The following is a 22,546-nucleotide window of genomic DNA, read 5'->3' as shown; positions in this document are numbered from 1 at the left end:
TGAATCCTCCTCTTCTCTTATACATCACCAGTAACAGTACCATGTTTTAGCTAGACGAGTGATTCCTTCTACATAAAAGTAATCGCCCCAGATCACACATTCATCTACACCTTTTAAGCTGTTTTTATCATAAACGGCATGGAGAAGCAGACCGTTTGATCCGTTAACTCGTTTCGTTGTATAGTTTTTCTGTAATTCTTCCAAGATTTTGATTGCTATCTCTTCGTAATCGAAATGACGAGGATCTGAAACAGGCAGTTGTTTGGAAAGTTCTAGCAATCCACATGCCGCTATAGCTGCTGCAGAACTATCTTTTTCCTCTTTGCTATCTTCTTTGAATCTAATTTTAGGAGGTACGTTTTGGTATTTATTCGTACAAATAAAAGAGAATTATCTTTATTCATGTAACGCATCCAATTGATTTTTTCATGTACGCTCCTGGAACGATTTTACTGACGATTGCTTATTTAACTGCGAATCGCTCATTAGCTTTTATCATAGCTATCCATATTTTGAATAACGTTCTTGGCTTTGTATTATAGATACAGATGACAAAAAAAGTTCAAGTATGCGGTGTAGAACCAATATCGCATACTTGAACTTTTTTCAATGAGTATAAATTAAAACTTCTAATTTTCAATTCCCATCATCTGATATGCCCGACCGTCTGAACTTCTTTTGAAAAAGCCAAATGTGATTAGATAACGTCTTTGTTCGACATAATCGCCACTAGAAAATACGTTCAGCAGTATCGAATTAACCTCTGTTTCTGTATAAGTCACTCCATGGTCAAAGCGTTTCAAGACTTCTTTCAATAGGATGTTTTTCTTTTTTGTTGAACTTGGTACTTGTTTTACTTTTCCATCATTCATGAATGTGTCTCAAACTTTCATTTTTTCTTGCTCCGTATAAGTATAAACCATCTTCTTTCTCCTTTTGATTCTAAGAATACTCCATTTATGTTAGAATATTCTGGATTTTTTATTAAAGCGGTTACTCTTAAGAAAGATATTATCATAGTGCTCTTTTTTTTACTACTACTTATAGGTAGATTTATTCTAATCCATTATTCTCCCCTACCAATAATTAAAGAAAAAAACTGGATCAGGGTGTTCAAATTACATGCTAAGAAAAAAGAACCCTTGAATACCAAGGGTTCTTTCTCAGTCTGATAACAATGATTAACGACGGATTTCTTTGATACGAGCAGCTTTTCCGTGTAATGCACGTAAACAAAACCACTATATTCTATTATGTATCTAACACCCTCAAAACAGCTATAAATCAACAATACCGACATAAAATAAACACTATGTTCAATCTGAGATATATCAAAGGTAAACGCATTTTTGCCCCCTTTTTGCCCCTCAAATATCGCTTTACAATAAGAACGTAAGTTCGTATAATCGTTTTGAGGTGATTTTTATGATGGAAGAATTTATTAGAAAAAATATCAGTGACGAATATGCAGACTTTTATGAGAAAAGCAGCAAAAAAGATAAATTCCAGATGGATGTTTCAATCTTAGCTATATTAGCTTTTTCCGAAAATAACCAACCTGTAACTGCAAAAAAAGAAACAGTATTCTCTGAAGGCAAAATAAAAACTCGATATATATTAGAGGTAGAAACTAAGTTTAAAAATAGATCGGAGTAATGGTTATGCTTTTTAATGAGACGCAATTATGGTTTAAATTTGACCATTCGAATAGATTTATCAAAGATTTTTATAAAGTATGGAATTCAGAAGTTTTCTTTTTAGCAATCGAAGATAGCTTATTAATCAATCTCTACTATTCTAATAAGAACTACTTTAAAATCCCTGCTGCGAAAACTAGAATGAAGAAAGACGTATATTTTTTGTTTGATGTCGTGACTGACGTGCCAGACGCTCGAAGCGATCATCGGCGTTATGACTATATAAAGTATACTTTCGTTGATCCAGAAAGGTATATAGATTAAAATAAGTTACCTAAAAAGGACAAATACAAATTTTATTATCTTATTCACAGTAAGAAGATAATTTTAAGATTGCGAAATACGATACTATTTGTAATCTATAATATCAGTCCTATAAAATAAACATCTAATTAATTACTCTAAATCCTAATTATAAGCCTTTTTTCTCACTTTTTTTCAAAAATATGGTATGCTTCTTAGTGAATTCAAATATAAAAGAGTTTAAAGCGTAATACACTTATGGGGAAGTGGTTTGGGGTGCGCTTTAAACTCTTCTTTATTATTATCTCACAGCAGGCTTAAAAGGTCTATGGATTAAGTTATGTAAAAAAGTGCCTCTTTAAACGTCCTAAAATCCAAACAAGGATAGCATAATATACACTATCGTTGATCCAGAAAACAGGTAAATAAATTTTGCAAAAGCAATAAGTTAAAAACATTACAAAAAAGACAAGGATATCACATCAAGAAAAAATGTTTTGAAAATATCTTTGCCTTTTTGTATTATATCTATATTAAATAATCAATCACAACACATTAACTAATTTATATATTTAATTTGTTGTTTTTCTATAATTGGATAACTAATTAACTTATGACTATCTAAGTCTTCTTTATTCATATCAATTGCAGTAATTTGACTGTCTTCATATGTTCGATAATAATAGATTCCTTTGTCAACATTGCAACAAGAAGAATAAATTGTATATTCATATTTTCCATCACCAACATCACACAAACCTTTTTGTTGTTCTACTGAACCTAAGATATGGAAAAATTGACTAATACTTTCTGACTCTGAATCTCCAGATACAGAATTCAGCTTCGTAAAAGTCGCTTTAACAAAACGAGATACTGAGGATAAATCTCCAGGCAAGCCTATCCCTCCCATACCGCGGCTATAGGCATTCAAACTTATTTGATTTGAAAAATTATTTTTAGGAGTTTCACTCGATAAGACACGATAATTGTTTAAATTAAATAATTGATAGTCAAATGAAGGATTATTGGTAAGAACGCCCACAGGGTTATCATATATATGAAGTCCATCTTTCATACTTTCAATGACAATTGATTTTTCTTTATCAGCTAATAGCCAATGTAAAGGGGATAAAGGAAGTTCGTCACTATAATTTATATTTGCTAAATTGATATTTTTTAACAATTTTTTAGCTTCTCCTACTGTTGAGCATTGTCCTAAAATCCAAGGAATAAATTCAAAAGGAGATACATTGTCTTTCTCTTCTTGTATTTCTTTATAATCAGCATACCCAGAAAAATTTAGTCCAGCCATACTCAATCCTTTTTCATTTGTCGCATCGTAATAAAGAGGGTAGTCAGCTATACCAGCGGCAATACCAATCATTGCATAATGAGTATCCAAATCATTTACCTTTCGAAAATTCAACTTATAATTTCTTGGAGTAATAGTGACTACTTCATTGTAAGATATTTCATAATCAAAATTCCTTCCAAAATAATGATCACTTGTTACATAAGTAATAGACGTACACATAGTTTATTCCTCCTAAATATTTTTCTGTCCACGTTCATATTACTCCAAAGTTTTCCTCATTCCAAAAGAAAAGCACAGAATACACAAAGAAGCGTTTTTATTTGTATAAACTATATCAAAGTTCTATACTTAAATTATCAAATAAAAAGGACGTGAAGATAAATGTCAAATTTAGAAAACAAAGAAGAAAAAGTTGTAAACAAAATTGTTTCTGTTGTCAATAAACTGGATAAAGAGTTAGACGAACTTGATACGTTATCTGAAAATCCAGAAAAAAAACATAACCTAAAAAAATGGTTAGTTGAACGAAAGGCTATTCATGAAATTAAAAAAGTTCTTCATGAAGCTGATAAATATGAAAAATATGATGAAAAAGAACTTGATAAAGAATTTAAAGAAATCAATGACTTATTACTCTGATCTATTAAACGACTCATTATGAGTCGTTTTTTTATACAAAGAAACTATCTGGAGGTAATCCAAATATAAATATTGATTGTAGTACAAAAAAGAAGCGTCCGAAGACGCTTCGCTGTTTAAATGCGTAAAAAGATTGGGAATTTGATTCATCAGCTATTACGACTATTATTATAACCCGTGGTGCTAGTTAATTTTAATATCCTAAAGAATATCTCAAAGTTCCTTCAAAACGTCGTTGTGCTCGACTTAATAGAACACTGTAAGCCAGTAATATGCTTTCAAATCTACTCTCTAGCCCTTTAACAGAACGTGAGTTGAAATTTTGACAACCTAATTTTTCTAAGGAAGAAAAAACAGTCTCAACTGTTTTTCTTTGTTTTCCAAGTAAGCTGTGGTCTAGTTTTTCTGATTTATCCATGTTTTTACGTGGCGGAACGGATATAGTAATGCCCTTAAGGGCAAGCTTTTCATGGATTTTATGGCTAATATATCCTTTGTCCCCTAGGATATTGGGAAGATTCGCTTCTTCCGATAAAGTCTCTAACACTTTCACGTCATGGACACCTGGATTCGTGATTGAGTAAGTAATCGGAAAGCCAGTCTTAGTAACGATCATATGAATTTTAAGACCATAAAAATAAGATTTTTTTGTTGAGTTATAGCCAACTTTGGCTATTTGATTCAATAGTTTTGCTTGTCTATTTCTAACTGGCTTACATAATGGACTAGGAAAACTATCTATAATTCCGACTAGTTCACCTTTGGTGAGCTTCTTGATGAAAAAGTATCGAATAAACTTGATAGTGTAAGCTAAGTTTGAACTTAAGCGAGTGAATCGACTCCTACTAGGAAAGTCACCATTAGGAAATAAGACGGAACAAACCGCTCTATACGTGGCTCTTTGGCTAGTATAGCCATTAATTATGCCCCATATAACACAAGCAATAATCACTGTATCGCGTTGCTTCAGTTGATCAGTATTTCTTCGGTTTTTAATCTTATCTGGTACACAATTGTGGTATATGTTAGAAACAGTTCTCATAATTTCCTTGAATGTTATAAAAGTATCTGTATAATGTTCAGTATATTTTGATGAACGCATATGTAGTCCTCATTTCTTGGGAGTTTTGAGACTACTATATGCGTTTTTTTGTTGATTTACCAACATGTTTAGACATTTTCCTCTAGGAAAAAATTAACTAGCACCACGGGTATGTTATATACTTTAGCTCATATTGCTGGATAATGTTCATTCTAGTCGACTCCACTTATTATCCTGGTAAAATTCAATGTGCCGTATTTCGTCGTAGTGAATTTTGTCTTTTCCAACGTAGATTCCCAGCTCATCACTACCTAAGATCTTTCCAACAATATCGTATGGATAGTATCCTTCGGCGTTTCGTTCTTCTTTTTGGATACATACTGATCTATTTTTTATGACTGCAGCGTTCAATACTTTCACAATATCTTCAGTCGTCATTTGTTCTTTTGCCAAATTATGATTGGTACGTTGCTCATTGTCCGCATCGATCTCTTCAGTATGATCAGATAAATAAAACCCTGCCCACTTTAAACGACCACGATCATTGTAATCAATCATTTTTAATTCCCCCATTTCCGCCCGCATGACCACCAACAAGTGTGCTTCTAGTAATGCTTCTAGCGCCTTCTAACATTGAAGAAGCATGTACAATCGACGTAAAACCATATTTTTGCCGAATCTTGTCAATAATTTTATCTAAATTTTCTTCGTCAATTTGCTTTTGTGGATCACTAAATAAATCCAGCTGAAGCGAATCAGTATAAAATAGCTTGCTGTAAGTGATTCCGACGTGGCGGACTTCTTGTCCTTCATAATACTTATCAAACAAGAAAAGACAATAATTCTGCAATTCCTTTGTATTGTCTGTGATAGGGATTTTCATCTGGTGTGAGAACCCTGGTCTCGTTTCTAAGATCGATGTACCAATGTCTAAATGGACACATCCTGTTTTACAATTATGCTGTCTGATACGAATGGCTACTTGTTCCGCCATTTCTTTTACAACCAGCTCGATTTCATTTCTTCTAGTATAATCACGTGGCAACACTTGTGAATTACCATAGGACTTTTCTTTTGTCGGTTCTGGTGGGATTGCTATATCAGTTCGATCAATACCATTTGCATGAAAGTATAGCTGTAAGCCAATCACACCTAAACGGCTCTTAATGGTGTATGGATTCCAGTTAGCAAGATCTCTAATGCTCATAATCCCCATCTGATTGAGTCTTTTCTTCATTCGAGAGCCAATGCCCCAAAAGTCCGTCATTTCAGGAATATTCCATACTTTTTCAGGAACGTTTTCGTACGTCCATTCCGCAATAAATCCTTCATTATGCTTTGCTTCATTGTCTAAGGCTAGTTTAGCCAAAAGGGGATTATCGCCGACGCCTACCGTAGCAATCAAACCTAACTCTTCTTTAATACGTTCTTGGATCATTTGAGCGAGCTTCTTCCTTCGCTGACTTCGTGTTCCTTCAGTCGTAAAAAGATTCAGTGATCGGGTCACTTTTAAGATTGATTCATCGATCGAGTAAATCAGTAGATCTTCATCAGCCACATATCTTCTGAAAATATTATTTACCTGCATATTTCGCTTGATATATAGGTTCATACGTGGTGGAACAACGTGTAGTGTTTTAGGAAATGGTTGTGGTAAGTCACGTGGTCTACTCACATTTGTAATACCATACCGCTTTTTTGCTTCAGGAGAAGAAGCTAATATCAATCCTGAACCAGTATTATCAGATCGACTCATAACAACAAGTTCTGTTGTTAATGGATCTAAATTTCTTTCTATACATTCGACACTTGCGTAAAAGCTTTTCATATCGATTAAAAAGTAATCATTTACTGGCTCTTTTGAATAATCCATCATAAATAACACTCCATTCTTTCACGTTATACAAACATATGTTCGATATTGTAAAGAAGAAATAGCTAAATACATAAAAAAGAAGCATAGGTATGCTATCCCCCTGCTTCTTCTTTTGATTTGTATAGTTAACTCATTGTATCTTTTTATTATATATTTTGAAAATCGATTAATTATCATTCTTAGCTTTTCTTATAATACACGCGAATTGTAAAATTAAGTTAGAAAAATAAAAAGGCATTTATGGTACACTCAAATTGTATTTCCGACGAAAGAAAACAAAGGAGTGTAACCATAAATGACCTACAAACATCTTACCATAGACAAACTGACAATGATAGAATCATATTATCTTCAACATAATAAGCCGGTTGAAATCGCTAACCGAATGGGACGTGCTATACAAACTATTTATAATGTAGTCAATAAGTTCAAGCAAGGCAAGACTGCTCTTGATTATTGGCACCAGTATAAAGAAAATAAGAAAAAATGTGGTAGAAAAGTCATTCAATTACCTGCTCATGAAGTAGATTACATTAAAGAGAAAGTCACTCTTGGTTGGATGCCTGACGTCATTATCGGGCGAAAAGAAAGGCCTGTTTCATGCGGTATGAGAACACTTTATCGTTTATTTTCTAAAGGAATATTTGATATTGACACACTACCGATGAAAGGTAAAAGAAAACCCAATGGCCATCAGGAAAAACGGGGAAAACAACAGTATCAGCGCTCAATCCATGATCGACCTGATAATTATCCTGATTTCAATTCTGAGTTTGGTCACCTTGAAGGTGATACGATCGTTGGCATTCATCATAAAAGTGCCGTCATTACTTTAGTTGAAAGATTATCTAAAGTCATTATCACGATTAAACCCAACGGCCGTAAGGCATTAGATATTGAAACTGCCCTTAATCAATGGTTTTCTCGCTTCCCTAAAAACTTCTTTAAATCTATTACGTTTGACTGTGGAAAAGAATTTTCTAACTGGAAAGCCATTAGTAACCAACATGATATTGATATATATTTTGCGGACCCTGGAACACCTTCTCAACGCCCATTAAACGAGAATTCTAACGGGATTCTGCGTCGTAATGGACTGCCGAAATCAATGGATTTTAGAGAAGTGAATCAGACATTTATTTCCAGTGTCAGCAATCAACGTAATCATATTCCAAGAAAATCATTGAATTACAGAACACCAATCGAAATATTTTTGAGCTATGTACAAGAAGCATTTTATTCTAGCTTAATTTGACAAATCATAACTTTAAATTACGGATCATGATTTGGCATGGGGAATCATTACTAATAAAATAAAAAAATGAACAGAAAGAAAACAGTTCTTTCTGTTCACCAACTTCATTTGACAAATATCCTATTTAGCTTATTTTATAGCTTTTTATATACACTTTTTTAAAAAGTGATTTTTCCACATGAATTCCCATGAGCAATTCGACCATTATCTATTATTAAATCATTGAACTGATTTTTCTCCGGAAAAACAACTATAACAGAAGTATCTTTACCAGATTTTATTATTTTGTCAAAATCCACATCAACCAACGAGGTTTCAAGAGTAACCTCATCATTTTCTTGAACACAAATCGAAAAAGGCTCTCCTTGTAATTCGACTGTATCAATTCCAATATGAATCAAATAATCAATGCCTGAGTTGCTTTTTATATTAATAGCATGTTTAGTAGGAAATATATTTGTTACTCGACCAGCCAATGGAGCATAAATTTTTGAACCATCAGGTATGACGGCAAAACCATCACCTAGTAATTTTTGTGAAAAGACAGGATCATTTACTTCTGTGATGGAAATGATTTTTCCGGAACAAGGTGCATAAAAAGTTTCTTGTTTTTTCTTTTTGAAAATTTCAAACATATTAAAAACCTCCTAATTATCTTTTCCTAATATTTGATTGATTTCTTGACTTAATAAGTCAGCTTTCCCTCCAAAAACAGCTTGGATGCCACCCTTCACTTCGAAGACAGCAGTTGCACCAGTGTCTTTTATTGTTTGTTTTTGAATAATCTCCCCATTCGTAACAGCAACACGCAAACGAGTTGCACAAGCTTCAACAGACTCAATATTTTCTTTTCCACCAAGAGCTTCAATAATGATAAGAGACTCTTCATGTAATGATGTATTTTTGTTTATTACTTTTTCAGAATGAACTTCTGATTCTTCTTCCATTCCAGGAATATCTACCTTAAATTTTTTGATAAAGAATGTAAAAACAAAGAAATATATAAATGCCCATGCAATACCAAAAGGAATTAATTTTAACCAATTAGTTTTGTCATTCCCTTGAAGTACACCGAATAATAAAAAGTCGATCAAACCACCTGAAAAGGAATTCCCTACACGAATATTTAAGATATCAGCAAAATAAAAAGATAATCCATCTAAGAATGCATGAATCACATAAAGCCAAGGAGCAACAAATAAAAACATATATTCAACTGGTTCAGTAATTCCAGTTAAAAATGATGTAAGGGCCCCGCTAAAATAAAGCCCACCATTCTTTTTACGATTTTTCTTAGGAATTGCACGATACATTGCATAACATGCTGCAGGTAATCCAAACATCATTGTTGCAAATCTTCCTGCAAAAAATCTAGTACCATAAGTAAACAGACCAGTGTGGTTTGGATCAGCTAGTTGGGCAAAGAAAATATTTTGGGCTCCAGCAATTGTTGATCCAGCTACAGTTTCGGTACCACCTAAAGATGTATACCAGAACAAAGGGTAAATGGTGTGGTGTAGTCCAACAGCACCTGTTAAACGCAATAAAAAACCATATAAAAAAGTTCCTAAACTACCCATTTGAGCAATTTGTTCACCAGCAACTACTAAACCATTTTGAATTGGTGGCCAAATTAAGTAAAAGACAGAACTAATAATGATTGCAGCTAAACTAGAAACAATCGGAATAAATCTTGATCCTCCAAAAAAACCTAAGAATTGTGGTAATTCAATTTTTCTATATCGATTGTGTAAAAATGCAACAGTACCACCAACAACAATTGATCCCACTACACCTGTATCTAGTGTTGCATCTTTTGATGAAAAAAGTTCAAGAAACCCACTAATAGTTGCAGTATATACTAGATAAGCTACTCCACCAGCTAAACCAGCTGTTCCTTTATCTCCATTTGCAAGTCCTACAGCAATACCAATTGCAAAAATTAGTGCTAGGTTTGCAAAAACTGCATTTCCAGCATAACTCATAATACTTAAAATTGTATGCAACCACGGTTGATCTAAAAATGGATAAGCATTTATAGCACTCTCATTTGTTAACGCTCCTCCCAGTCCCAATAGTAATCCGGCTACTGGTAATATAGCAATTGGTAACATGAAAGCGCGTCCTAATTGTGAAAATTTTTTAAACATTTTATTTCTCCCCCTAACTTAATGCTTTAACAAATCTTGATGCAATTTCCTGTGGTCGAGTAATAGCACCACCCACAACAATACCTGCAACTCCTATTTTTTTTATCTCTTTTGCTTGTTCTGGAGTATGAATCCTTCCCTCAGCAATTACACAAATCCCTTCTTCTACCAATTTTTTAATCAAATCTATATCTGGCCCATCTTGTTTTTTACTTTCCTCAGTATATCCACTTAAAGTAGTTCCTACAAAATCTATTCCTGCTTTATATGCATTTTTGCCTTCTTCAAATGTAGAAATATCTGCCATAAATAACTGATGAGGATATTTTTCTTTTATTTTAGTAATAAAAGAATTTATAGATAGTCCATCATGCCGATTTCTAAGAGTGCAATCAAGAGCGATTACCTCAACACCGGTTTCTACTAATTCATCTACTTCTCTCATAGTGGCAGTAATGAATGGAGATTCTGGTGGATAATCTCTTTTAATAATTCCAATCATTGGTAATGATACACACTTTCTAATTTCAATAATATCTCGAACAGAATTTGCACGTATACCAACTGCTCCAGCCCTTTGAGCAGCCAAAGCAAAATAAGGCATTAAACTTTCTTCCTCTTTGTAAAATGGTTCACCAGGTAATGCTTGACATGAAACAATCAAACCTTTTGAAATAAGATCTAAAAACCTTTTTTTATCCATTATCCTAAACACTCCAATTTTTTATTATTTTTGGATAATAACTCCAAAAATAATATAGCATCCGCTTTCATAAAAGTAAAGATAAAAATAGAGTATTTAGGAGTTTTTTTTATTATTTTGGAGTATAATGGAGAAAAGTTGAAATTGTAGAGGAGTTTGTATGAGTTATATCTATTTAATTAAAGAAAATTATCCATTTTTAACGAAGTCTGAAAAAAAAGTCGCTGATTTTATTTTAAATTCTGGGAAAACTATTATTTATAGTACGATGAGTGATATTAAGAAAAACACAAAAGTTGGCGATGCTACTATTATTCGCTTTTGTCAAAAAATTGGTTTTTCTGGTTTTTCTGATTTAAAAATTGAAATTGCAAAGGAAGACTTTAGTCAAAAAAAAGAACATCCGACTAGTGTAAAGTACTATGATGAAATTGCTAATAGTTTAACAGAAGCTCTCTATTCCACTATTAGGCTTTTAGACGAAGAAAAATTGAATGAAGCCATTAAAATGATCACTCAATCAAAAAACATATATATATTTGGAGTGGGATCTAGTGGAAATACTAGTCTTGATTTAGAAAATATGTTTCTTCGCGTAGGAGTTCAAGCAAAAGCTGTACTAGACCCTCATTTTCAAGCCCAAGTCGCTTCTTTATTAACAGTTAATGATTTAGTAATCATTTTTTCTTTATCTGGGAAAACGAAAGATACTTATGATTCATTGAAAATAGCTAAAAAAAATGGCGCAAAAATTATTGCTATAACTAACTATATTCATTCACCTATAGGAAAGTCTGCAGACTTAGTTTTACAAACAGCCATTGAAGAATTTCTTAATGGTGGATCTTTAGCTGGAAAAATATCACAACTTTATATTTGTGATCTATTAGTTCATGGTTATGAACAAAACAATAATATTGATTCAGTTGAATTAAGAGAAAAAGTTTTGCGCTCTATTATTGATAAAAGTATTGAGTGAACTACCCCCACTTAGCTAAACCTAACGGTTTTTAACGATTGAAGTAGGCAATTCTTGGGATGAGAGCATACTTGATAGCTTATTTTTTACTAATAGCGGTGGCTCTTATTGACCAAATATCCCCGTAGTTCCTACGGTTCTTGATTTTATCTAAAGATATTTTTATCGTGGAAGCTATTGATCAACTTGAAAGAAAAACGTGTAGCTCATTATCACTAGTTTATCGAGTATGGATGAAGCAATGGATCATCCTCTCTTAAATAAATTTATTAAGGATCTGATCCTTCAAATTTTTTCCATGATCGATGAGCAGGAACCTACTGAATCTAAACGACATCGGGCACAAGGAATTATTAAGATTGCTAAGCGAATGTTTTCTATAAAGGGTGTTCTAAGCTATACAGTGTTAATTCAAAAGATTCCCAATCATCTTGTTTATAAGAACAACGTTGAAGATTAAAAAAGTGTTTCAATGCTAAAATTGCAAAATACTTCAATGTTATGAGACAAACTGTCTATAAGAATCAATTTCCACCCATTTCATCACTTGTTAAAAGTTTATGATCCTTTTGATTTTTATATTAATTTATCTGTATTTAATACAGATTTTATTTATTAGTTCATCTGCCTATTGTATTTTATTTTGTTGCCTTACCATCTGAAGTAAATATACTCTTAATTGTCAAATTAAGTTAGACAGATCATCAATACTTACGTAACTCAAAAATACTTCCAAAGGTGTTCGATAATCCAGTGATTTTCTAGGAAGATTATTTCTGCGCCAGCATTTTCTAATGTTTGAATTTGTATTTTGTAATCTTGGTTGCTTGTGCTAATTCTTGAATAGCCGTAAATTGCCAAAATTTCATCACCCTTTCTGGACATAAGTTTCTGACACCAGTTAAAATCAAGTCTATCAGTAACCCATACACCCGTGAGGACGGGTGTATTTTTAATCCCCCTAGAAGGGGTCGACACTCGCTGCCCCTTAAAAGGGGATTTTTAAAAGACCGCCAACTGCTCATCTTCACTCACTTACTTCTCTTTATTTTTTAAATGGTTCTACGTACTCTCTTTTACTTATAATATATCGAATGCGATCATCAGCTTCTTGTTCACGGATGTATTTTTCATTTGTCTTTTGATTCAATCCGACTGTACTCACATAGTATCTCTTCGACCAAAAGGATTTGTTTCCGTATTTATATTTGAGATTTGCGTGCTGCTCGTGGATTAGTACCGCACTACGACCTTTCAGATACCCCATAAAACTGGATATACATATTTTTGGTGGTACTCGAACAAGCATGTGAATATGATCTAGCATTGCATGTGCTTCTATGATTTCCACATCTTTCATTTCGCACAACTTCCTAAGTATTTTTCCAAGATCTTTTCGTAATTGCCCATAGATTACTTTTCGTCGATATTTTGGTGTAAAAATAATATGATACTTACAATTCCAACGAGTATATGCTAAACTTTTATCGTCATTTGACATGAAAAAACTCCTTTCGATCTGATGAGCGGTTGGTAGCCACTCACTAGTATATCGAAAGGAGTTTTTATCGCTAAAGATACTTCTTCCACGCGTAGAAACGCGCGGTTTTCTTGTTTCGCACGCTTTACGCACAAAACTGACTGAAGCCATTAAGAAAATAAAAGGGTCTAAAACTTTTAAGTTTTGTACCGACCCCCAAAAGTTAGACCAAAAAATCTAACTTTTGGAGGTCGGTATTTTTTATAGCTAAGTATACTTTTGAACTTAAATTAAAGATCGTTCATGATTATTTGGATGGTAAAGGCGGAAGTGATTATCTGGCAAAGAAACATTCCATTAAGGTTCCATCACAAGTGAAGCGCTGGATCAATGCCTATCAAGTATTTGGTGAAGAGGGTCTAGTAAGAAAGCGACAAAAGAAAAAATATTCTGTTCAATTTAAGCTGGATGCGATAGAGTTATATCTAACAAGTGAGCTGTCCTATCGTGAAGTTGCCAACACACTTAACATGAACAACCCTAATTTGATCGCTAGTTGGATGCATCAATTCCGTGAGGGTGGGATCGATGGACTCTCAAAAACGAAAGGATGTCCACCTATCTTGTCTAAGAAATATGAACCCAAAAATAAGAAAAAATCTACAACTAAAGCAACGTCTAAAGAACGTGAACGCATCGAGGAGTTGGAGAAACGAGTCCGTTCCCTTCAAATTGAAAATGCCTCTTTAAAAGAATTGAGGAAGCTGCGAAAACAGGAAGCCCAACAACGACGAATGAAGCAATCGCACGAATCATCGCAAGCCTCCGATGACCGTTTAAATTAGTTGAGCTTCTAGAAACTTTAAAGTTCCCTAAGGCAACCTTTATGTACTGGCAAAAACGATTGGACCGTAAAAATCCAGGTCAAGAGATTGAAGCGGAAATGCTTAAAGTTCGGGAGAAGCACAAGGATTATGGCTGTTTACGGATGACCAATGAACTAAGAAACCGCGGGTTCTCTATCAATAAAAAGAAAGTTCAGCGCCTGATCAAGAAGCTAGGAATAAAAGTAACGACATACACACGTAAATCACGGCGCTACAATTCTTATCGAGGACAAGTCGGAGCAGTAGCCAAAAATCGGATCCATCGTCGTTTCTACACCAGTATCTGCCATCAGAAAATCACGACGGATACAACTGAATTTAAATACCATGAAGTGGATGCCAAAGGCATTATCCGTCAAAAGAAATTGTATCTAGATCCTTTTATGGATATGTTCAATAGTGAGATTTTATCCTATCGTATCTCTGAAAAGCCCAATGCATTAGCGGTAATGGAAAGTTTGGAGGAAGCTATCCAGACCACTAACGATTGTCCCTATCGTCGTACGTTTCACTCAGATCAAGGTTGGGCGTATCAAATGAAAGCTTATAGAAACAAATTGAAGGAGTACAAAATCTTTCAAAGCCTGTCTCGGAAAGGGAACTGCTTAGATAATTCACTTATGGAGAATTTTTTTGGCTTATTAAAACAAGAGATTTTTCACGGGAAAGTTTATAACTGTTTCGAGGAATTAAAATCAGCCATCGATAGCTATATCTATTACTACAATAGTGAACGGATAAAACAGAAATTAAACTGGCAAAGTCCCGTCCAATTTCGTAAAACAACCGTAACAGTTGTGTAAAAATATCATTTTAGAGCATGAAAAAAGGAGTGGATTTCTCCACTCCAAAAAAGTCTAACTTTTGGGGGTCACTACAAGTTGACAACTCCTTTTTGTTTACAAATCAATTGGATATCTACAAATTGTATTTTCTAACGAATTTTATAGACATTAAAAAATTAATTTAACGTTAAATACTTCCTCCAGAAAGTATTGAGATTGGTAAAATATAATCCTTATTTGTCTTTTCGCCTTTAATTTTTTTCAGAAGAATATCAACAATAAGACTTGCAATTTCATCAATTGGTTGTCTTATTGTTGTCAATTGTGGGAAAAATTTCTCAATAAAAGAGGTACCATCGTATCCAATAATTTTTAAATCTTCTGGGATATTAAGTTTAAGTTGATGAGCAATTTTCATAGTGAGAATGGCTGTTAAATCATCAGAAACAAAAATACCATCTGGTTTGTGATTTATAATAGTTGACTTTATTTCCATTTCACGACGGATAGTAGACAGATTATTAGGAATTTTGAAAATTTTTCCATTTGGATTTTGAAAAGAAAAACCTAGTGCACGTAATTCTGTGGGAGAATCCGTGTTATCATTTCCTGTAATCATAATGGTATTTTGACAACCATTTTTTTGTAAAGTCTTAGCTGCAAGTTTTCCCCCTTCAAAGTTATCTGAAGAAACAATGGAAACATTAGGAGCTAAATTTCTATCAAAAGCAACAATAGGTGCTCTCACACGCTCATAATCAGCAATTCCAAGATTATGGCTTGATGAGATTATGCCATCAACTTGGTTGGCTTCAAGCATTTCAATGTATTCTCTCTCTTTAGCAGGATCATTTTGACTATTGCAAATAATCGTTTTATATCCATGTTTAAATAACTCTATTTCGAGATACTCAATGAGTTCAGAGTAAAAGATATTACTAATATTAGGAAAAATAAGACCAATAAGCTGAGGTGACTTTCCTTGAAGTCCACGTGCTAAATTATTTGGTTTATAACCAAGAGTTTTCATAGCTTCATGAACTTTTTGTTTTGTTTTTTCTGATAAATATCCCTTATTATTAATGACGCGTGAAACGGTTGTTGGGCTAACTCCAGCTAATTCAGCGACATCAGTTAATTTTGCTACCATTTTAATATTTTAATTCAAAGTATTTTCCAGTAGGTTCGCCTGATTTGATTTGAATACCATTTTGGTGATTTTCAGGGAATACACGACTAGTAAACACTTTTTCTCCTTTATTAATAAAAATCTCAATGATTGAGTTATCTACAAAAATGTTAGCAGTTGTTTCTTTAGTATCAATTGAGCATTCACGAATCGTACCAAAGTCAGTGGCATATTGAATGCCTGCTTTGCTGCGATCTAAAATAATTTTTCCTTCTTTGGTATCTACAATCAAGCTAAGTCCATTTCCTTTACTATCAGAGAAAAGAAGTAACTCCGATTTCTGATTTGGAGGAAAAGTTAGTTCAAGCTCATAAGTATTATTTGTTTCTGCTTTTGCTGTAAATTGTTCAGAACTAGCACGTAATGATGTAATAGCTTCTACTGGATATTGGTAAAGTTTACCATCTTTTATTGAAAGTTCTTTTACAAGACTCATTGCTCCCTGATAATCATACTTATCAGTTGGATAATCGATATCAGGTAGTCCAATCCAACTGACAATCAGAGCACGACCATCAGGAGTATTGAATCCTTGAGTCGCATACGCTTCAAATCCATAATCAAGATTTTGAATTTCTGAAGCGCCCACAAGTTTTACTTTTTCTATGTCAAGCGATTGACAGATCTTAAAAGTATTCGGATAGATATTCCCATAATTTAGCTCAGATTTATCCAACCCTTGAGGACAATAAATGAGAACAGGTTTTTTGTCTACAAATACTAGATTTGGACACTCAATCATGTATTCTGAACCAGTGCCGCCAAAATCAAGGTTGCCAACTTCCTCCCATGTTTCCACGTTATTGTCATCCGCTTTGTAAAGTTTGATAAAGCCTGATTTTTCTAAATTTTGTGCTCCAACAATCGCATACAATTGTCCTTCATAATTAAACATTTGTGGATCACGAAAATGATCAGTTACATCAGCAGGTTTATGAATAAGAACATTCTCACCTTTCGTAATGTTGTAGTCTTTATCCATCCATGCTCCGATTTGAAGTGTATCACGTTCCCAATTTTCATTTCGAACGTTTCCTGTATAGAGTAAGAATAGATTCTCCTCTATTTCATATGCAGAACCGGAATAAGCGCCGTGGCTATCTCGTTTTGTGTCTGGAAGAAGTTCTGCTCCTGTTACATGAAAATGAATTAAATCATCTGATTCATTGTGTACCCATTCTTTCAACCCATGAGCAGCTCCAAATGGCCAATTTTGATAAAAAAGCGTATATTTTCCGTTAAAAAAAGAAAAACCATTAGGATCGTTTAACAATCCTGTTTTAGGTTCGATATGATAGCTAGCACGCCAAGGTGATCGTTTTACATTATCCTTAATTTTATCCATCTCATCTTTAGTCCAATCAGAATAAGCACGATATCGTATTTCTCGAGGTAAGTTCATATTTTACTCCTTCAATTTATCTTTTTACAACTAGTATGGTAAACGTTTTCCGTTGAAAAATCAATCATTTCATTTAAAAAAATAAACTATATGACAAACGTTTGACATATTTTTAAGATATGCTAAAATAAATTTGCATTTCAGTGAACCGTTTTCACGTAAAAATAAAAAAGGAGTGATTCGAATGAATTACAGTAAAGTAGCTTCCGACGTAATACAAGCGGTCGGAAAAGATAACCTTATTGCAGCTGCACACTGCGCTACACGTCTTCGTCTCGTACTAAAAGATGACACGAAAGTGAATCAAAAAGCTTTAGACGAAAATCCAGATGTGAAAGGCACATTTAAAATTGATGGACAATATCAAGTGATTATCGGTGCAGGTGATGTTAATTTCGTTTATGACGAACTTATCAAAAAAACTGGACTTTCGGAAATTTCAACAGATGATTTAAAACAAATTGCTAGTAAAGATAAAAAATTCAACCCCATTATGGCATTAATTAAATTATTATCAGATATTTTTGTTCCAATTATACCTGCCCTTGTTGCAGGTGGTTTATTAATGGCATTACAAAACTTTTTAACAGCTGCTGGACTTTTTGGACCAAAATCAATTGAAGAAATGTATCCTGCGATTGAAGGTATTTCCTCAATGATCCAACTGATGTCCGCTGCACCATTCATGTTCTTACCAATTTTAGTAGGTATTTCAGCTGCTAAACGTTTTGGAGCAAACCAATTTCTTGGTGCTGCAATTGGTATGATCATGACAACACCAGATCTTGGTGGCTCAACTGAATATTGGAATATTTTTGGTTATCATGTTTCACAAACAAACTATGCTTATCAAGTTATTCCAGTTTTAGCAGCTGTTTGGATATTATCTATATTAGAAAAATTCTTTCATAAAAAATTGCCATCATCTATTGACTTTACATTCACGCCATTATTATCAGTAATGATTACTGGATTTTTGACTTTCACAGTTATTGGCCCTGTAATGTTATTGTTGTCTAATGGAATTACAGACATTATTGTTTGGCTATATAACACTACTGGATTTATTGGAATGGGTATTTTTGGAGGAACATATTCACTTATAGTCATGACTGGTTTACATCAATCATTTCCAGCTATTGAAACTCAATTACTTTCAGCGTGGACAAATGGTATCGGACATGGAGACTTTATCTTTGTAGTTGCATCTATGGCAAACGTTGCTCAAGGTGCTGCAACATTTGCCATTTGGTTCTTAACTAAAAATTCTAAGACAAAAAGTCTTGCTTCCTCTGCGGGTGTCTCAGCACTTCTTGGAATTACAGAGCCTGCCTTGTTCGGAGTTAACTTAAAATACCGCTTTCCATTCTTTTGTGCTTTAATTGGTTCAGGAATTGCTACAGCAGTAGCAGGATTACTTAAAGTAGTTGCTGTTTCACTTGGTTCAGCAGGTTTCTTGGGATTTCTTTCAATTAATGCAACATCTATTCCATTTTACGTATTGTGTGAATTGATTAGCTTTGTAGTTGCTTTTGCAATTACTTACTTCTACGGTAAAACAAAAGCTGCTGGTATCTTTAAAGCAGAAGAAATTGCTGAACAAACACCAGTTAATTCTTCAAAAGTAGCAACAACAGATCCAATATCTACTGATGTTGAATCAACACAAACAAAAGTTTCATCAGAAACAATTGTTAGTCCCATTTCTGGTAAAGTGATTAGTCTTTCTTCAGTAAATGATCCAGTCTTTTCATCAGAAGCTATGGGAAAAGGGATTGCCATTAAACCAAATGGAAACACGGTCCATTCTCCAGTAGATGGTACTATTCAACTCACGTTTGAAACTGGACATGCTTATGGTATTAAATCAAATAATGGTGCTGAAGTTCTAATTCATATTGGTATTGATACTGTATCAATGGGAGGAAAAGGATTTACACAAAAAGTTACTACTAATCAAAAAGTTAGAAAAGGCGATATTCTTGGAGCATTTGACCGTTCAATGATTGAGAAAGAAGGTCTTGATGATACAACAATGATTATTGTGACCAATACTTCGGATTATTCAGAAGTAAATATAGTAGCTGAAAATACAGTCACTGAGGGTACTGATTTACTTGAAATCAAATAAATATATTTCCCTGAGTAAAGATGGAATTTTCTTTCCAAAATCAAATAATATAGATTAATCAAATATTTGAGAATAACATTTTATTTAATCTTTTCATATATCAATTGTATGAAAAATTATTAGAATTTTAAAAAATGATAAAAATTCAAAAAGAAAAAATAGTAGTTATTTACTTGTCATGTTACTAAATAAAAAAATAATTTAAATATGATATATAGTCATTTATTTAGTGATTTCATTCTAAAATAAAGGGAGAAATGTCTATGCTATACGGTGCAATTGAAGCAGGCGGCACAAAATTTGTGTGTGCCATTGGCGATGAAGAAATGACGATCAAGGAAAGAGTGAGCTTTCCGACAACGACACCTGAGGAAACAATGCCTTTAGTCATTGACTTCTTCAAACAATACCAAGCAGATTTAGCAGGGATTGGGATTGGCTCATTTGGGCCTATCGATATCCATCGCGATTCCGCCACTTATGGGTACATTACCTCGACCCCGAAATTGGCATGGCAAAATTTTGATTTCATCGGTACCATGAAAAAAGAATTTCCGATCCCGATTTCTTGGACAACAGATGTCAATGCGGCTGCCTATGGTGAGTATGTCTTCGGCAGTGGCAAAGGATTGAGCAGTGTCGTTTACTATACGATCGGTACGGGTGTTGGCGGCGGTGCCTTACAAGAAGGGCGCTTTATCGAAGGGTTTAGTCATCCAGAAATGGGGCATATGCTCGTCGTCCCTCATCCAAAAGATGACTTTGCTGGCAGCTGTCCATTTCATGGCAACTGTTTAGAAGGGATGGCCGCTGGACCCGCCATCGAAAAACGCTTAGGGAAAAAAGGACAAGAGGTTGCAGAAGATGATCCTTATTGGGAAATCGAAGCCTCCTATATTGCTCAATGTGCCTACAATACAACCTTGATGTTTTCTCCAGATGTGATCATTTTTGGCGGTGGTGTGATGAAACAACGCCATATGCTGCAAAACGTCCACGACGCATTTGCAAAATTGGTCAATGGGTATGTCGAAACACCTGAGTTAAGCAAATATATCGTGACCCCAGCATTAGAAGACAACGCTGGAACGCTCGGTTGTTTGGCATTGGCTCGAGAAGCGGTCTTACATTCATAAACGAAAAAAGGCTCTTCGACATTTAGTGTTGGTAGAGAAAGATACAACTGAAAATTTAGTCATAACCAGTTAGGCAGAGTGCTTAACTGGTTTTTGTTTTACTTGGAAGATCAAGCCTTGAATGAGATAAATTCTTGCTCGAAAGTTATGGAAATTTCGATAGCCGTAGGCCACTTGTATTGTGCAATAGTTTTTTACAAAAAAAAGGGGGTGCGGATATTTTTTTGGACCTTTTTAACAAATATATCTTTGCTTCTTCCGATATTGAAGAGGGCTTAGCCCTCCTAAAGATAACTTAATTCGTTGATTATTATACCAATGAATATAATCATCCAATTTGTTTATAAACTGATTGATTGTTGTATTCTTCCAGTCACGTTGATAAAACATCTCGTTTTTTAATCGTCCAAAGAAACCTTCGCACGCTGAATTATCTGGTGAATAACCCTTTTTAGACATAGAGTGAAGCAAGTTGGCTTTGTTCCAATAGTCCAACTAACAATAGCACCATCGTAACAATCGACAAGTGGTGATAAGTAGATTTTCCCTGCGGGAATTCTAAATTCAGTAATATCTGTTAACCATTTTTCATTTGGCTTCTTTGCTTTAAAATTCCGATTTAATAAATTGGGGTGTGCAGGAGAAATTTCCCCAGCATACGAAGAATACTTTTTTCGTCTAGAAAATTTAACAAATAGATTTTCCTCAGTCATCAATCTACGTACAACTTTTTCAGAAAGCTTTTTACCCATATTTTTTAAAGCTTGGTGAATTCTACGGTAACCATACGCACAGAAGTTATGATTGAAAATCGTGATAATTAATTGACGTTCTTTGTAATACTTATCTGGTTTCTCAAGTGCTTGTTTTTGATAAAAATAGCTGCTTTTAGGCAACTGGAGCTGTTGAAGAAGCTCTTTCAAGGTGAACTGATTTCGTAAGGCATCAATCAATATCGTTTTTTCTTGATTTGATAGACAAAGAAGATTGACGCCTTTTTCTTTTTTTAGCAGTTCAGCCGCTCCTTCGAGTAATGCTTTTTCGAGCTGTAATTGGTGTACTTGTTTTTGTAAGTCTTCTACTTCCTTTAAAAGTAGCTCTTTTTGTTTTTCCTGATTTTTTAAAGTCATACGCAATGGAAAATCCTTTCCAAGAACCGTGTTTTTCCATTGATATAGAGTAACTCTACTAATTCCTTCAGATTCGGCTAAATTTTTCCTATTAGTTTGCGGTTTATAGAATTTTTTCAACACAGCTTCTTTTTGGTCTTGTGTTAACTTTACCGCACTTTTTCGGAGTTTTCTAGCTCCTGGTGCAAGTTCTTCACACCACTGCCGCAAGGACTCTCTATTAGGATAACCAAGCATGCGAATGGTTCGTGCATAACATTGACCATATTCAAAATAATGATTCACCGCTATTCGTTTTTGTTCTTCAGAATACTTTGATTTTTTTCGGTGCTCCTGATGGAGCTCTCCGGATTCCAAATACTCTTTATACCATTTCCGTAGTGCACCAATCGACGGATACCCTAATTCTCGAATGGTTGCAGCATAAGAGCAATCGTATTTTAAAAATAACTGAATTGCCCTTACACGCTCTTTGTGGGAAAACACACGGACATTCCTCCTAAGTTT

20 protein-coding genes and 4 pseudogenes are annotated in these 22,546 nt (G+C 34.1%); 10 read left to right on the top strand and 14 right to left on the bottom strand.

What is annotated here, in order from left to right; translation table 11 throughout:
- Window positions 1–24 precede the first annotated feature (24 nt).
- A pseudogene (locus tag PYW34_RS04340) lies at window positions 25–339 on the bottom strand (glycoside hydrolase family 88 protein); the annotation flags it as partial.
- Window positions 340–395: 56 nt separating this feature from the next.
- On the opposite strand from PYW34_RS04340, the pseudogene PYW34_RS13045 reads away from it, so the two are divergent.
- Window positions 396–542, top strand: a pseudogene (locus PYW34_RS13045) (CPBP family intramembrane glutamate endopeptidase); the annotation flags it as partial.
- Between the two features lie 87 nt (window positions 543–629).
- On the opposite strand, the gene PYW34_RS04335 reads toward PYW34_RS13045, so the two are convergent.
- The gene (locus PYW34_RS04335; RefSeq protein WP_002293958.1) at window positions 630–872 is read right to left on the bottom strand and encodes a DUF2087 domain-containing protein; all 243 of its coding nucleotides are present in this window, start codon (window positions 870–872) and stop codon (window positions 630–632) included.
- Between the two features lie 553 nt (window positions 873–1,425).
- Here PYW34_RS04335 and PYW34_RS04330 point away from each other — a divergent pair.
- Together PYW34_RS04330 and PYW34_RS04325 are read left to right on the top strand one after the other, a co-directional pair.
- Window positions 1,426–1,656: a hypothetical protein gene (locus PYW34_RS04330; RefSeq protein WP_002293960.1), complete on the top strand. Its 231-nt coding sequence runs from the start codon at window positions 1,426–1,428 to the stop codon at window positions 1,654–1,656.
- 5 nt (window positions 1,657–1,661) lie between these two features.
- Complete coding sequence (locus PYW34_RS04325; protein WP_002325004.1) at window positions 1,662–1,961, top strand: DUF5960 family protein; 300 nt, start codon at window positions 1,662–1,664, stop codon at window positions 1,959–1,961.
- A 538-nt stretch (window positions 1,962–2,499) separates the two neighbouring features.
- On the opposite strand, the gene bsh is transcribed toward PYW34_RS04325, so the two are convergent.
- Window positions 2,500–3,474: a choloylglycine hydrolase gene (bsh, locus tag PYW34_RS04320; RefSeq protein ID WP_002334499.1), complete on the bottom strand. Its 975-nt coding sequence runs from the start codon at window positions 3,472–3,474 to the stop codon at window positions 2,500–2,502.
- Between the two features lie 162 nt (window positions 3,475–3,636).
- Here bsh and PYW34_RS04315 point away from each other — a divergent pair, with 162 nt between their 5' ends.
- The gene (locus PYW34_RS04315; RefSeq protein WP_002295273.1) at window positions 3,637–3,894 is read left to right on the top strand and encodes a hypothetical protein; all 258 of its coding nucleotides are present in this window, start codon (window positions 3,637–3,639) and stop codon (window positions 3,892–3,894) included.
- Window positions 3,895–4,087: 193 nt separating this feature from the next.
- Here the strand turns inward: PYW34_RS04315 and PYW34_RS04310 are convergent, their stop codons facing one another.
- The 3 genes from PYW34_RS04310 to PYW34_RS04300 form a co-directional block, all read right to left on the bottom strand.
- Window positions 4,088–4,996 (bottom strand): IS982-like element ISEfm1 family transposase, encoded by a 909-nt coding sequence (locus PYW34_RS04310; RefSeq protein WP_002337288.1) that lies wholly within the window; start codon window positions 4,994–4,996, stop codon window positions 4,088–4,090.
- Between the two features lie 147 nt (window positions 4,997–5,143).
- Window positions 5,144–5,494 carry a hypothetical protein gene (locus PYW34_RS04305; protein WP_002290348.1) on the bottom strand — a complete coding sequence of 117 codons (351 nt, stop codon included), beginning with the start codon at window positions 5,492–5,494 and terminating at the stop codon, window positions 5,144–5,146.
- A complete protein-coding gene (locus tag PYW34_RS04300; RefSeq protein ID WP_002333089.1) occupies window positions 5,487–6,812 on the bottom strand; it encodes a Y-family DNA polymerase in 1,326 nt (441 codons plus the stop codon). The genes PYW34_RS04305 and PYW34_RS04300 overlap by 8 nt, the downstream gene beginning before the upstream one ends.
- Window positions 6,813–7,107: 295 nt before the next feature.
- On the opposite strand from PYW34_RS04300, the gene PYW34_RS04295 reads away from it, so the two are divergent.
- Entirely contained in the window at window positions 7,108–8,067 is a 960-nt protein-coding gene (locus PYW34_RS04295; protein WP_002325007.1) for an IS30-like element IS6770 family transposase, read from the top strand.
- A 158-nt stretch (window positions 8,068–8,225) separates the two neighbouring features.
- Here PYW34_RS04295 and PYW34_RS04290 read toward each other — a convergent pair whose 3' ends face one another.
- The 3 genes from PYW34_RS04290 to PYW34_RS04280 are packed head-to-tail and all read right to left on the bottom strand — an operon-like array spanning window position 8,226 to window position 10,920.
- The gene (locus PYW34_RS04290) at window positions 8,226–8,702 is read right to left on the bottom strand and encodes a PTS sugar transporter subunit IIA (protein ID WP_002295186.1); all 477 of its coding nucleotides are present in this window, start codon (window positions 8,700–8,702) and stop codon (window positions 8,226–8,228) included.
- A gap of 12 nt (window positions 8,703–8,714) precedes the next feature.
- A complete protein-coding gene (locus tag PYW34_RS04285; protein WP_002295185.1) occupies window positions 8,715–10,217 on the bottom strand; it encodes a PTS transporter subunit EIIC in 1,503 nt (500 codons plus the stop codon).
- Window positions 10,218–10,230: 13 nt separating this feature from the next.
- Window positions 10,231–10,920 (bottom strand): N-acetylmannosamine-6-phosphate 2-epimerase, encoded by a 690-nt coding sequence (locus PYW34_RS04280; RefSeq protein ID WP_002289253.1) that lies wholly within the window; start codon window positions 10,918–10,920, stop codon window positions 10,231–10,233.
- A gap of 160 nt (window positions 10,921–11,080) precedes the next feature.
- Between PYW34_RS04280 and PYW34_RS04275 the strand changes: the two genes are divergently transcribed.
- Both PYW34_RS04275 and PYW34_RS04270 read left to right on the top strand, forming a co-directional pair.
- Window positions 11,081–11,899 (top strand): MurR/RpiR family transcriptional regulator, encoded by an 819-nt coding sequence (locus tag PYW34_RS04275; RefSeq protein WP_002289254.1) that lies wholly within the window; start codon window positions 11,081–11,083, stop codon window positions 11,897–11,899.
- Window positions 11,900–12,128: 229 nt separating this feature from the next.
- Window positions 12,129–12,359 (top strand): resolvase, encoded by a 231-nt coding sequence (locus PYW34_RS04270; protein ID WP_002289255.1) that lies wholly within the window; start codon window positions 12,129–12,131, stop codon window positions 12,357–12,359.
- A gap of 222 nt (window positions 12,360–12,581) precedes the next feature.
- Here the strand turns inward: PYW34_RS04270 and PYW34_RS04265 are convergent.
- Window positions 12,582–12,680: pseudogene (locus tag PYW34_RS04265) on the bottom strand (IS30 family transposase); the annotation flags it as partial.
- Window positions 12,681–12,944: 264 nt separating this feature from the next.
- Window positions 12,945–13,400 carry an IS200/IS605 family transposase gene (tnpA, locus tag PYW34_RS04260; protein WP_002295182.1) on the bottom strand — a complete coding sequence of 152 codons (456 nt, stop codon included), beginning with the start codon at window positions 13,398–13,400 and terminating at the stop codon, window positions 12,945–12,947.
- Window positions 13,401–13,642: 242 nt separating this feature from the next.
- Here tnpA and PYW34_RS04255 point away from each other — a divergent pair.
- Window positions 13,643–15,069, top strand: a protein-coding gene (locus tag PYW34_RS04255) for an IS3 family transposase (RefSeq protein ID WP_115354383.1) whose coding sequence is annotated in 2 segments (ribosomal slippage) — window positions 13,643–14,216 and window positions 14,216–15,069 — 1,428 coding nt in all. Because the reading frame shifts where the segments join, the coding sequence is not laid out codon by codon here.
- Window positions 15,070–15,238: 169 nt separating this feature from the next.
- On the opposite strand, the gene PYW34_RS04250 is transcribed toward PYW34_RS04255, so the two are convergent.
- Both PYW34_RS04250 and PYW34_RS04245 read right to left on the bottom strand, forming a co-directional pair.
- A complete protein-coding gene (locus tag PYW34_RS04250) occupies window positions 15,239–16,201 on the bottom strand; it encodes a LacI family DNA-binding transcriptional regulator (RefSeq protein ID WP_002302077.1) in 963 nt (320 codons plus the stop codon).
- Between the two features lies 1 nt (window position 16,202).
- Window positions 16,203–17,642, bottom strand: coding sequence for a sucrose-6-phosphate hydrolase (locus tag PYW34_RS04245; RefSeq protein ID WP_002293865.1), 1,440 nt, complete (start codon window positions 17,640–17,642; stop codon window positions 16,203–16,205).
- 184 nt (window positions 17,643–17,826) lie between these two features.
- On the opposite strand from PYW34_RS04245, the gene PYW34_RS04240 reads away from it, so the two are divergent.
- Both PYW34_RS04240 and scrK read left to right on the top strand, forming a co-directional pair.
- The gene (locus PYW34_RS04240) at window positions 17,827–19,773 is read left to right on the top strand and encodes a sucrose-specific PTS transporter subunit IIBC (protein ID WP_002293868.1); all 1,947 of its coding nucleotides are present in this window, start codon (window positions 17,827–17,829) and stop codon (window positions 19,771–19,773) included.
- A 263-nt stretch (window positions 19,774–20,036) separates the two neighbouring features.
- Window positions 20,037–20,909, top strand: coding sequence for a fructokinase ScrK (gene scrK / locus PYW34_RS04235; RefSeq protein WP_002292418.1), 873 nt, complete (start codon window positions 20,037–20,039; stop codon window positions 20,907–20,909).
- A gap of 234 nt (window positions 20,910–21,143) precedes the next feature.
- Here the strand turns inward: scrK and PYW34_RS04230 are convergent.
- Window positions 21,144–22,525, bottom strand: a pseudogene (locus PYW34_RS04230) (IS3 family transposase).
- Window positions 22,526–22,546 lie beyond the last annotated feature (21 nt).

The organism is Enterococcus faecium (assembly GCF_029023785.1).
GTDB classification, from domain to species: domain Bacteria; phylum Bacillota; class Bacilli; order Lactobacillales; family Enterococcaceae; genus Enterococcus_B; species Enterococcus_B faecium.
The sequence above is the reverse complement of the archived record's forward strand: the minus strand, read 5'-3'. Positions and strand labels throughout refer to the sequence as shown.